This window comes from Ruminococcus sp. AF17-1AC, from assembly GCF_003461385.1.
In the GTDB taxonomy this organism is placed as follows: Bacteria; Bacillota; Clostridia; order Oscillospirales; family Ruminococcaceae; genus Hominimerdicola; species Hominimerdicola aceti.
In genome coordinates this window covers 1-11799 of record NZ_QTWZ01000023.1, presented here as the reverse complement: position 1 = coordinate 11799, position 11799 = coordinate 1, and the positions used below count along the sequence as shown (strand labels likewise).

The window sequence follows — 11799 nt, the reverse complement described above, 5'->3', positions numbered from 1 at the left end:
ATTCCTCACTCAGATATTATGAGCATACAATCACCAAAGCTGAAAAATCTGTATTTCTCCTCCACAGCTATCTTATAAGCGTTCATAGTGTTCTCGTATCCCATAAATGCAGAAACAAGCATAATAAGCGTGCTTTCAGGCAGATGAAAATTAGTAACAAGACCATCAAGCACCTTGAACTCAAAGCCAGGATAAATAAATATCTCCGTGTAACCGTCGCAAGGAACTATCTTTCCGTCATTGAATGCCGCAACGCTCTCCAGCGTCCTGCATGAAGTAGTACCAACCGCAATAACACGTCCACCATTTTTCTTCGTTTCGTTTATCATGTCTGCAGTTTCACGGCTAAGCTCATAGTGCTCTCTGTGCATCTTATGGTCAAGGACCTTGTCCTCCTTAACAGGTCTGAACGTGCCAAGACCAACGTGCAGAGTAACATACGCAATATTCACACCCATTGCCTTTAAGTCCTCAAGCTGCTGCTCAGTAAAATGCAGACCGGCAGTCGGCGCAGCAGAAGAACCAAGCTCATGAGCATAAACCGTCTGGTATCTGTCCTTGTCCTTCAGCTTTTCAGTAATGTAAGGCGGCAAAGGCATCTGACCTATCTCGTCAAGTGTGGCAAAGAAATTCTCCTCGCACTCAAATCGTGCGATACGGTTTCCGTCCTCCAACACATCAATTATCTCCGCCTTCAGCTTACCACCGCCGAAAACAAATCTTGTGCCGATCTTGGCTTTTTTTCCGGGTCTGCAAAGAATCTCCCAGACCATGTTCTCTTTCTGCTCCACAAGCAAAAACTCAATGAACGAGCCTGTGTCCTCACGCTCGCCGTATATCCTCGCAGGAAGCACCTTTGAATCGTTAAGCACAAGCAAGTCACCTTTTTTGAGATAATTGCATAGATTATAGAAATGGTCGTGTACCACCTCTCCCGTCTGCCTGTTTATCTTCATCATTCTTGAAGCATTTCTAGGCTCGACAGGGGTCTGTGCAATAAGCTCCTGCGGCAGGTCATAATAAAAATCCGATCTTTTCATATTGTTGATATCAAGCATTTTAAATATCTCCTATTTATTTAAAATATAATAATTATAATAATGTAGAGAACAGCGTCCTCTACGTCCCACTCTCACCATTCTCAAAGTCCTTATTCCAACAACTGTCATCATTTTTTTAAGCAATTTAATTTCATATAAACTTATTAATTTACAGAAAATTAAAATATTTTTATCTATATGTATTGACAGAACGCTAAATATTTGTTATCATTAAACAGAACAGATAGAGGTGCAGTTGAAATGAGTATCATTTTTCGTGTGACCCCACACAACAGCGTCCCAACGCCTATGGTAAATGAGAAAGGTAAAACTGCCGAAGCGGAGTATCGGGAACACTCCTGCTGACTGTTAGTTTAATAGACTATCAGTTGTCATCATTACAAATGGTGGAGTGCTATCGGCATAAATTTTTATGTCAACATTCTTATTATATTGTATGATGAACTGGTTTTCAACCAGTTTTTTTATTATTTGTTTATTTTTTATGTTTTGTGCAAAATAACATTTGAACAGCGGCATATTTTAGTGTATAACGCCAAAGAAAATTGTTACCATGGCACAGGAAAAGGAGTTTTAATATGAAAAAGTACAATGTCGGTATCATCGGTGCAACAGGAATGGTAGGTCAGAGATTTTCTCTGCTTCTTGACAAACACCCATGGTTCAATGTAGTATGCGTTGCCGCTTCACCACGTTCGGCAGGCAAAAAGCTCAAGGACGCAGTTGCAGGCAAGTGGAAGCTTTCAGAGCCTCTGCCGGAAGCTATCGGTGAGCTTACAGTTCTGAACGCCGAGGAGGACGTTGAGAAGATCGCTTCAATGGTAGATTTCGTATTCTGCGCAGTTGATATGAAGAAAGACGAGATAAGAGCCCTTGAAGAAAAGTATGCAAAGGCTGAATGCCCTGTTGTATCAAACAACTCCGCACACAGACATACTCCTGATGTTCCAATGGTCATTCCTGAGGTAAACCCTGAGCATATCGAGATAATCGCTTCACAGAGAAAAAGACTTGGCACAAAGAGAGGATTTATCGCAGTTAAGTCTAACTGCTCACTCCAGTCTTACGTTCCTGCTCTTGCTCCTCTTATGGATAAGTATAAGGTAACAAAGGCTCTTGCCTGCACATATCAGGCAATTTCAGGCGCAGGCAAGACATTTGAAAGCTTCCCTGAGATCCTTGACAACGTTATCCCTTATATCGGCGGCGAGGAAGAAAAGTCTGAGAAAGAGCCTCTTAAGATCTGGGGCCATATCGAGGGCGACGTTATCGTTGACGCAACAGCTCCAGCTATCACAACACAGTGCCTGAGAGTTCCTGTTTCCGACGGTCACACAGCAGCAGTTTTCGTATCATTTGAGAATAAACCTTCTAAGGAAGAGATCCTTCAGGCTTGGAAAGATTTCAGCGGTGTTCCACAGGAGCTTCAGCTTCCAAGCGCTCCAAAGCAGTTCCTTAACTACTTCACAGAGAACGATCGTCCACAGGCTAAGCTCGACAGAAACCTTGAGGGCGGTATGGCAGTTTCTATAGGCAGACTGAGAGAAGATTCACAGTATGACTATAAGTTCGTTTGCCTTTCACACAATACACTGAGAGGTGCGGCAGGCGGAGCAGTTCTGCTGGCTGAGCTTCTTGCAGCAAAGGGCTATTTTGACTAATATAACACATATATACGCACGAAAGGAGTGCTGTTTATGAAAAAGACTATTTTCACAGGTGCAGGCGTTGCTATCGTTACACCTATGAACGCTGACGGCTCTATCAACTTTGACAAGCTGGGCGAGCTTATCGATTTCAACATCGATAACGGCACAGACGCTATCATAATCTGCGGAACAACAGGCGAAAGTGCTACCATGACAGACGAGGAGCATATCGAGTGTATCCGCTATGCTGTTGAAAAGACAAATCACAGAATTCCTGTTATCGCAGGCACAGGCTCAAACCATACAGAGTATGCCGTAAACCTTTCTAAGAAGGCTGAGGAGCTTGGCGCTGACGCTCTGCTTTGTGTTACACCTTATTATAATAAGACTTCACAGGCAGGACTTATCGCACACTTCTCCGCTATCGCAAAGGCTGTTACACTGCCTATCATTCTTTACAACGTACCGTCAAGAACAGGCGTGAACATTCTTCCCGAGACCTGCCGTGAGCTTGCAAAGATAGATAATATCGTTGCTATCAAGGCAGCAAGCGGAAACATCAGCCAGATAACACAGGTGGCAGCTCTCTGCGGCGATGACCTTGATATCTATTCAGGCAACGACGATCAGATAGTTCCTATCATGGCTCTGGGCGGAAAGGGTGTTATCTCAGTTCTTTCCAACTGTATGCCATTTGAAACACATGAGATCACACAGCTCTGCCTTGATGGAAAGTACGAGGAAGCAAGAGAAAAGGTATTCAAGACCCTTGGTTTTGCAAAGGCACTTTTCAGCGACGTAAACCCTATCCCTGTCAAGGAAGCTCTTAACCTTATGGGCTTTGAGGTCGGCGAGTGCCGTCTGCCGCTTGTAAGAATGAGCGATGATAAGATAGAAAAGCTGAAAGCGTCAATGAACGCTCTCGGACTTATCAAGTAAAAAATACAAAGGGCGGAGAAATTCGCCCTTTATGTTTACCATTATAAAATTGTACTAATGTAAGGGTTGGCGTCCCCGACAGCCCAAACGCTGTCTTTGACATTATCACTTACGTTTATCTACAAATCAAAAAGAAAAGGAATGATATAAATGACAAAGATCGCAATATGCGGTGCCTGCGGAAAAATGGGCAGGTTCATATATGACGTTATATCAGAGCGTGACGACTGCACAGTAAGCGCAGGTATCGACAAATTTGGCGAGGCTTATGCAGACTTCCCTGTAGTAAAAGAGCCTGCCGACCTGCCTGAAAAGCCTGATGTAATAATCGACTTCTCACACCCTTCCGCACTGGACGGACTTCTCAGCTATTGCCTTTCAAACGGCACTGCCCTTGTTATCGCAACAACAGGCTACACTGAGGAAGATACAGCGAAGATACACAAGGCTTCCGAGCAGATACCTGTTTTCTTCACATTCAACATGACCCTTGGTATCAATCTTCTTGCAAATCTTGCAAAAACTGCCGCAAAAGTTCTTGGCGGTCAGTATGATATCGAGATAATCGAGAAGCACCATAACCAGAAGATAGACGCTCCGTCAGGCACTGCTATCATGCTTGCAGATGCAATAAACGAGGAGCTTGACAACAAGTATCACTATGTTTACGATCGTCATTCTGTAAGAGCAAAGAGAGAAAAGACCGAGATCGGTATGCACTCTGTCCGTGGTGGCACTATTGTTGGCGAGCATGAGATAATCTTTGCAGGCAGAGATGAAGTCATCTCCCTCAAGCACGAAGCTCATTCAAAGCAGGTTTTCGCTGTTGGTGCAGTGAATGCAGGCGTTTTCCTTTGTGGAAAGCCGGCAGGACTTTACGCAATGAGCGATCTTCTTGCTTCACTTTAATTAAATATCAGATACAGTGGGCGTCCTTGACGTCCTGCTCTTTCGGAGATTTTTTTACACTCTCAGGCTGCTGTTTTATACGGCAGCCTTTTTTATACAAAAAAATAGCCGTGCGTGAATTTTTTCCGCACAGCCATTTCATTACATATTCTTATCAAGCTCCATAGAAGTTTTCTCACGCTTTGTGAGCTTTTTCCATTGTACTTTGTACTCTGCATAGACCATTTTCCACTCGGCTTCATCAGGAACATATCCACCGAAGCAGGTCTTTTCAAAAAGATCTATAAGACCGCCAAGCTCAACTTCACGCCTCTTAACAAGATATTCTCTTATCATTTCAGGCGTGTATCCCGATAGCTTATCATTAGAAGCTATGGTCAAAAGCCTTACCACCCGCCTGTAAAGCCTTATGACTTTTTCTCCGTTATCTCTGAATTTAAGTGACAGTCGGAAAAATACCTCGATAATTCTGTTAAGGAACACGAAAACCACAAGCACAAACGCTACACCGATAAACAGTGCGATCCTGCTGAAATAGCTTACAAAAGTTGAAACATCAAAGTTCGTACCATTTGCACTGTAGTCACGCTGATAGCCCGGAACTGTCGGGTCAAAAGTCATCCAGCCAATGCCTGTGATAAAGACCTCTACAAAAGCGTGAGCATGGCTATCTCTTACCACAAACTCTCCACGTTCATTCTTTTCATATGCTGCAAAACCCTCAACATACCTTGCTGGAAGTCCCAGCATTCTCGCCATAAGCGTCATGCTTGTGGCATAGTTCGTGCAGTTTCCACGCTTGCTCGTGAAAAGAAAATATGCGATAGACTCATCGTCAGGCTCATACTCGTTATCGTAAACATAGTCGTTCTGCTCAAAATAATCCACAAGCGCCTGAGCTTTCTCATAATCATTTTTGCAGTTTTCCGTTATGCTCTTTGCAAGAGCCTCCATTTTTCCACCTTTATCGTCATATGCAGAAACGTCTGTGTACAACGCATATATATTATAAATATTCACCGATTGATTTGATGTGACATCTCCGTTTGTCAAGCCGTAAGAAAGCAGCAGTTTGAACTGATTTTCAGTCATATCAAGATTTGCCGCAGCCTGTCTTTCGCTCTCCGTTTCAGGGATATACTCAAAGCTGATGCCAAGCTTATTTCCTGCGGTGTCATATGGTCTGTAGACCTCGCTGTGAGTTGTTTTGATATAAACGTTGTTCTCCCCTGGGGTTATCATCAGCGGGGCAGGGATATAGCTAGGAGTAAAGCTGTCGCTAAACTGATTCATGACTGCCTTTTCACTGAACAGATCATCAGGAAACTGTGACTTTTCCACGCCAAGATCCTTGCTGTAATCCTTATCCGCAAGTGACTTTGCTATGCTGTAAACATAGCTCGGTGAGTTCACCTCATTGTCACCGTAAAGATGAACATTTTTGTCAAAATGAAAATTGTAGAAGCTATCGTCAGTCACCCACTTCTCGTTTCTGAAAAGGTCAAAGGCTTGTCTTCGGAGATAAATGACCTGTTCATCAGAAGTTGTAGTGAAGTTGAAAAGTATCTCGCCCGTTGCGTCTGCGCCAAATCTTGGGGAAGACTCATCACTAAGATTGTCATATGTGCCACTGCTTTTGATATTCACATCAAAGAAGTTGCTGTTTTTTTCAAGATAAGATGTCTTTGAGGAAGTCGGCATAAGCATTGCAAGCGCACCCACAAGGGTAACGAAAACCGCCGATGCCGCCACATAAGAGCCGTTTATAACAAGGTCATGCTTGCTCTCGTCTGAAACAAGTCTGCTGTGCACCATAAGTGCAATGAACACAGTGAGCATTATGGTTATGTCAAGAGTATCCATTGAGTCGGCACGCTTTCCGTAAATAAAAAACGGAAAAAGCACAACGAGCATCGTTCCAAAACTTCTGTATCTCACAATGGTGAAATAATAAAGCACCGAAATGATAAAGAAGCCTAGTCCCACAAACAGGAAGTAGAAATATTCATCTATCTGACCTATCTCCTGCCTGTTTACATAAAACCAATTGATAAATGATTTTCCGGAATGTTCAAATCCAGCACGAAGAAGCTGAAAGCCCAAAAACAGCACTGCCACCATAAGGGCGGTATAGACAAGACCTCGCAGGACTTTTTTCGGCTTCAGCCACTCAAAAAGAGCAAACAGCAGACATTCATATACCACATATCCAAAAGTATAAAGTCTTACATTGTCTACAAGATAGGTCTTAAAGATTATGTTCATGACCACTGCTCCAAGGAGCAGAGGCAAAGCATATTTTGAAAGAATATTCACAAGGGTGTTTTTTATCTGAGCAGTTTTAGTATTCAAAAGCCACACCCCCTATGTCATTTTACGAAACTCGAAAGTTTCGTCTACAAGCCACATATTTTCTGTCTGCTTATCAAGACCGCTAAGACGTGTCACTACGAAAGAGCCGTTAAATTCTTCCATGAGAGAAGAAAATTCCCCCTGAGAAGTCGCCATGCAGGCTGTGAAGCAGATAGGAGCTGTCTTGCCTATCTCATGAGAAAAGGCAAAGCGCTTTTCCTGCGGATATGGTGCTATTGCCGCAAGATTGTTTTGAAGTTCTATTATATCACCTGCCTGCTTTATTTTCATGCTTTTCCAGCCGTCAAGATAATAATTATACTCACTCTCAAAGCCCTCCATGATAAGCATTGAAAGCATTGCAAGGCTCGCTTCGACTATATTATCAATATTCATAGCAAACATGGGGTCATGATTTCCGCTTGGTATATCAAGGAAAAACGCCTGACTTGAAGCCGTGACCTTTTCATCAAGGCGCACCATAAGCTCGTCACGCTTTGAAGAAAGCTTCCAGTTTATTCTTTTCAGCGGGTCGCCTATCTCATACTGTCTGTGGTCATAGCCCGGAACGCCTGTAAGGCCAAGTGCATTTTCATCTGATTCGCTTTCGTTATCGTCAAATGAAGCGTTCTCGGAAGTTGCTTTAAGAAGCTCTGTTTGAGAGCCAGTGTCAGGGATATTCGGCATTATCTTTATTTTTCCCACGGCTTTTTCATAACGTGAACTGTCAAGGTGCAGGGTGATTATTCCAAGATAGTCATGCAAACGTATGCTTTTTATTTTCACTGTGCCAAGACCTGCATAGCGTGTTTTCAGCTTAACGCTGACGCTTTGCTGTCTGCCGCCTGCCACGATAGTTTTAAATTCAAGTGGGCTTACAGCACCGATATTATCTGAACACTCTGCCGTTACCTCAACAACGCATGAGGGAATAATGCGTATTGCATTTAAAAGCATTATGTCAGCGTCAAACTCCTCGTTCTTTGCACTTATTTCTGTGGAAAGCTTTATGGCTGCCACAAGTTTACGCTTGGTAATGAGAAGTGCCGCAAGAGATATCACAAAGGCTATAGCTAAAAGATAAAGCACAAGCGTACCACCGCTTCCGTTTATATAAACTCTAAGCAGTATCGCCACCGCTACGCAGGTAAGATAACCTAAAAGATTTTTCATGGGGTCATATCCTCTATTTCTCTATTGCGTCAGGTGATTTTACTGTAAGAGCGATATTTTCAAGAGCTTCCCTTTCATTTTCAAAGGCGGATTTGCCTTTTGGAGAAAGCATAAGTCTATGTGCAAGAACGTCAGGCATAACAGCCTTGACATCATCTGGCATGACAAATCCTCTGCCCTGAACAAAGGCATAGGCTTTTGAAGCTTTGAGCAGTGCGATGCTTCCACGGGGAGAAACGCCAAGCTTTACATAATCTGAATTTCTTGTTGCGGTAACAAGGCTCAGGATATATTTTCTCACAGAAAGCTCTGCGGTTACATTTTCAGCGTAACCCATAAGCTCACGGACGTTTTCAAGGGTCATGACAGGCTGGATATTCTTTGCAAAGCCTGATCTTTCGGCTCTTGACATGATATCAAGCTCATCATCATATGAGGGATAGCCCATTGATATCTTCATAAGAAATCTATCCATTTGGGCTTCAGGCAAATGATAAGTGCCGTAAGTTTCCACAGGGTTTTGTGTGGCAAGCACCATAAAGGGCAATGGAAGTTCATGAGTTTTACCGTCAATGGATATCTGATGTTCTTCCATGACTTCAAGCAAGCTTGACTGAGATTTTGGGGAGGCTCTGTTTATTTCGTCTGCCAAGAGGAAATTGCACATTGCCACACCCTCTTTATACTCAAGCTCATGAGTTTTCTGGTCTATCATAGAAAAGCCAACGATATCGGACGGCATAACGTCAGGGGTAAGCTGGATACGGTTATATTTGCCGTCCACTGACCTTGCAAGGGCTGATACAAGCTGAGTTTTGCCTACTCCAGGCACGTCCTCGATAAGAACATGACCGCCGCAAAGCATGGCTGTTATTATTTTAAGCACAGAGTCGGTCTTGCCGACGATAACTTTTTCGATATTATCTGTGAGAAGTTTTACCTTTTCGTTCAATTTTTTTATCCCCCTTTTTATCAGGTGTTCTGTTTGGTGTGAGCGATATCATTTTTCTTTTTAAAAGCACCACATTTTCGATACCTGTGGTATGCGGGAACATATCAACAGGCTGGATAAGCTGTGCTTTATAGCCTATTTTTGCAAGAAGCTTCAAATCACGCTCGAGAGTTTCTATTTTACAGGAAACGTAGACTATCTTTTCAGGTCTGAGTTTACCCAAGGCTTCAACAAATTCTTCTGTTGTGCCTGCTCTTGGAGGGTCAAGGAAAACTGCATCACAGCTCTCACCTGCCTGCGCAAGCTTTGTCATGAACTCACCTGCGTCCTCATTATAAAACCTGATATTGTCAAGCTTATTGAGCTTGGCATTTGAAACTGCGTCCTTTACGGCTTCGGCATTAAGCTCAACGCCTGCCACGTCTGCACCGCTTTTTGCAGCGATAAGACCGATAGTACCTGTTCCGCAATATGCGTCGATAACTTTATCGCCTTTTTTAAGCTCCGCACAGGAAACTGCTTTAGAATAGAGCTTTTCGGTCTGCTCGGGGTTCACCTGATAGAAAGAATGAGGCGAAATTCTGAACTTACAGCCGCAAAGCTCATCGGTGATATAGCCTTTGCCGTACATTATAATATCACGATCGCCCAAAGTAAGAGGAACTCTGCCTTTATTTACATTCTGAATGATAGTGGTTATATACGGGTGTTTCTCGGTGATAGCTTTAACGAAATTTTTCTTTGCAGGAAATATGGGGGTAGCTGTAACTAGCACGAGCATCACCTCGCCTGTTGTTTGAGAGGTACGGATAAGGGTATGCTTAAGAAGACCCTGATCGCTTTCTTCGTTATATGGAAGGATACGGAAGTCAGCCATAAGCTCTTTAAGGGTAGCGACTATTTGCTGTGCTCTTATATCCTCCAAAAAGCAATCGTCAGTTATTACCATGCTATGGGTAGAGGACTGATATACTCCTGAGACGATACGCTTTGAGCTATTGACCTTATAGACAGTTTGGACTTTATTGCGATAATTATAGGGGTCGTCCATAGTTATTATCTGCTGAGGTCTGCAAAAGCGGCTCAACATTCTATCGGCTTTTGCCTGCTTCCATTCTATTTGCTGGGCGTAGGCCTTATCCAACTGACAGCCGCCGCAGCGTTTAAAGCAGCTACATTTTTTCTCGCCTGTTGACTTATCGATAGTGGTATGTTTATTCATCACATTTACTCTTTTCATTATGTATAAATTTTATTTTAAGTATACCATTTTATATGAATAATGTCAACAAACGTGGCTATAACATTTATATTTAGCAGTATGCTCATGGGTTATAGCTAAGGTGTGTCGGTATAAATATTCAATTTTCAAGCTTCAGACGGAGTGCAGGAAGTGCTTTTCTGTGCGATCAGAACCTCTCATCGTGTTCACCTAACTCACGTTGACAAAATGTTTCCTCATACACTGTCGCTCCGCAAGGTTTCCGATTTGTGGTGAAACCTCTTCTACTTATACACGAAAAGTGGGTTTTTTGTTGCAGAAAAAATGCAACAATTGCAGAAATGTTGCCAAATTAAATTATAAATCATTTGTTTGCACAAATTTCGGGGTGTGAATTGGCGGATTTGACGGAAAACACATGAAAAATGTATAGTATTTGGGTATAAAAATACCGCCTCGCCGTAGCGGAGCGGTTATTAACTAATATTTGAGTTCAGGAGGTAACTGCTTTTCTCGAATGTCTGTCTCTGATACTTCTATACGAGAAATATGAAAAGGTTTTTTACAGTCATTGCACCAAACATCTCCATATCCTTTACCACTGCTTATTTCAAGCAATCTGTAATCTGTATTTTCTTGTCCGCAATATGGGCATTTGCCTGCTTTATGGAGCTGCTTTATACTCGCTAGATTGTCAAGCCATTTCATACTATCACCTCTTTGTAACCAAGCTATAAAATAATCGTTCAAACCTATAAGCTTGTTTTTCCATTAAATCTAAGTTTTGCTGAGCATATGCTTTGCCATGTTTCTTTAGCTGTAAAACGTGGCACTTTTCATGCAATATGGTTTTTACTAATTCCTCTTCAGAAGAAAATGCACTTGAGAACATCGGGATAAACGTACTTTCCTGCAAACTTTGAACACCACGCACAGCATTTGCTGTGGTCTGAGCGGATAACGTACACTAAGTCCTGCGTTGAAACGAAAATTTACTCACACGCTCACGTGGAGCGTGACAGGTACGGAAAAAGCTACAAATGAGATTTTGCGGATTTCAACTCACACGCTCACGTGGAGCGTGACGATGTGGTCGACAAAATCAATCGCTGGTATGATATTTCAACTCACACGCTCACGTGGAGCGTGACAGGGCTATCGCCACTATAGAACTGCCGCAGATCTTATTTCAACTCACACGCTCACGTGGAGCGTGACGCATAGCCAATTTGATAATCGGCGTTGTGGGTTTATTTCAACTCACACGCTCACGTGGAGCGTGACCAACTCATATAGTCAAGGTTAGCTTGCTGGGAGATTTCAACTCACACGCTCACGTGGAGCGTGACGAAATAAAAGAAAGGGCGAGCAGTAAAGCGGAAATTTCAACTCACACGCTCACGTGGAGCGTGACGTCCGAGGGTATTTCTACGGTTGACCCCTCGTTAAATTTCAACTCACACGCTCACGTGGAGCGTGACTGAGTTGTATATTGGTTTTGTCAATATCACTTGACACATTTTATTCGAACAAGAATTATGC

Annotated in this window: 9 protein-coding genes, 1 CRISPR repeat array and 1 riboswitch; of the genes, 3 read left to right on the top strand and 6 right to left on the bottom strand. The window is 42.9% G+C overall.

What is annotated here, in order from left to right; all coding sequences use genetic code 11:
• Positions 1–5 precede the first annotated feature (5 nt).
• On the bottom strand, positions 6–1058 hold the full coding sequence (queA, locus tag DWW81_RS11775; RefSeq protein ID WP_022286924.1) for a tRNA preQ1(34) S-adenosylmethionine ribosyltransferase-isomerase QueA: 1053 nt from the start codon (positions 1056–1058) through the stop codon (positions 6–8).
• Positions 1059–1277: 219 nt separating this feature from the next.
• Positions 1278–1466, top strand: a riboswitch (Lysine riboswitch).
• A gap of 173 nt (positions 1467–1639) precedes the next feature.
• On the opposite strand from queA, the gene asd reads away from it, so the two are divergent.
• The 3 genes from asd (at position 1640) to dapB (ending at position 4558) form a co-directional block, all read left to right on the top strand.
• A complete protein-coding gene (gene asd / locus DWW81_RS11770) occupies positions 1640–2722 on the top strand; it encodes an aspartate-semialdehyde dehydrogenase (RefSeq protein ID WP_117898006.1) in 1083 nt (360 codons plus the stop codon).
• 36 nt (positions 2723–2758) lie between these two features.
• Complete coding sequence (dapA, locus tag DWW81_RS11765) at positions 2759–3649, top strand: 4-hydroxy-tetrahydrodipicolinate synthase (RefSeq protein ID WP_046441406.1); 891 nt, start codon at positions 2759–2761, stop codon at positions 3647–3649.
• Between the two features lie 150 nt (positions 3650–3799).
• Entirely contained in the window at positions 3800–4558 is a 759-nt protein-coding gene (dapB, locus tag DWW81_RS11760) for a 4-hydroxy-tetrahydrodipicolinate reductase (RefSeq protein ID WP_041337303.1), read from the top strand.
• A gap of 141 nt (positions 4559–4699) precedes the next feature.
• Here dapB and DWW81_RS11755 read toward each other — a convergent pair whose 3' ends face one another.
• The 5 genes from DWW81_RS11755 to DWW81_RS11735 form a co-directional block, all read right to left on the bottom strand.
• Positions 4700–6910, bottom strand: a complete 2211-nt coding sequence (locus DWW81_RS11755; RefSeq protein ID WP_117898005.1) for a transglutaminaseTgpA domain-containing protein — start codon at positions 6908–6910, stop codon at positions 4700–4702.
• 12 nt (positions 6911–6922) lie between these two features.
• Positions 6923–8083: a DUF58 domain-containing protein gene (locus tag DWW81_RS11750; protein WP_117898003.1), complete on the bottom strand. Its 1161-nt coding sequence runs from the start codon at positions 8081–8083 to the stop codon at positions 6923–6925.
• A gap of 13 nt (positions 8084–8096) precedes the next feature.
• The gene (locus tag DWW81_RS11745; RefSeq protein WP_117898001.1) at positions 8097–9035 is read right to left on the bottom strand and encodes a MoxR family ATPase; all 939 of its coding nucleotides are present in this window, start codon (positions 9033–9035) and stop codon (positions 8097–8099) included.
• Complete coding sequence (gene rlmD / locus DWW81_RS11740) at positions 9004–10275, bottom strand: 23S rRNA (uracil(1939)-C(5))-methyltransferase RlmD (protein WP_243004746.1); 1272 nt, start codon at positions 10273–10275, stop codon at positions 9004–9006. Before rlmD ends, DWW81_RS11745 begins: the two co-directional genes overlap by 32 nt.
• Before the next feature lie 462 nt (positions 10276–10737).
• A complete protein-coding gene (locus tag DWW81_RS11735) occupies positions 10738–10965 on the bottom strand; it encodes a hypothetical protein (protein WP_117897997.1) in 228 nt (75 codons plus the stop codon).
• 280 nt (positions 10966–11245) lie between these two features.
• Positions 11246–11738: direct repeats of the CRISPR family, unit length 32 nt; unit sequence ATTTCAACTCACACGCTCACGTGGAGCGTGAC.
• Positions 11739–11799 lie beyond the last annotated feature (61 nt).

Coding starts and splice junctions, on each gene's coding strand:
- queA (WP_022286924.1), bottom strand. CDS start 1,058: ATGCTTGATATCAACAATATGAAAAGATCGGATTTTTATTATGACCTG.
- asd (WP_117898006.1), top strand. CDS start 1,640: ATGAAAAAGTACAATGTCGGTATCATCGGTGCAACAGGAATGGTAGGT.
- dapA (WP_046441406.1), top strand. CDS start 2,759: ATGAAAAAGACTATTTTCACAGGTGCAGGCGTTGCTATCGTTACACCT.
- dapB (WP_041337303.1), top strand. CDS start 3,800: ATGACAAAGATCGCAATATGCGGTGCCTGCGGAAAAATGGGCAGGTTC.
- DWW81_RS11750 (WP_117898003.1), bottom strand. CDS start 8,083: ATGAAAAATCTTTTAGGTTATCTTACCTGCGTAGCGGTGGCGATACTG.
- rlmD (WP_243004746.1), bottom strand. CDS start 10,275: ATGAAAAGAGTAAATGTGATGAATAAACATACCACTATCGATAAGTCA.
- DWW81_RS11735 (WP_117897997.1), bottom strand. CDS start 10,965: ATGAAATGGCTTGACAATCTAGCGAGTATAAAGCAGCTCCATAAAGCA.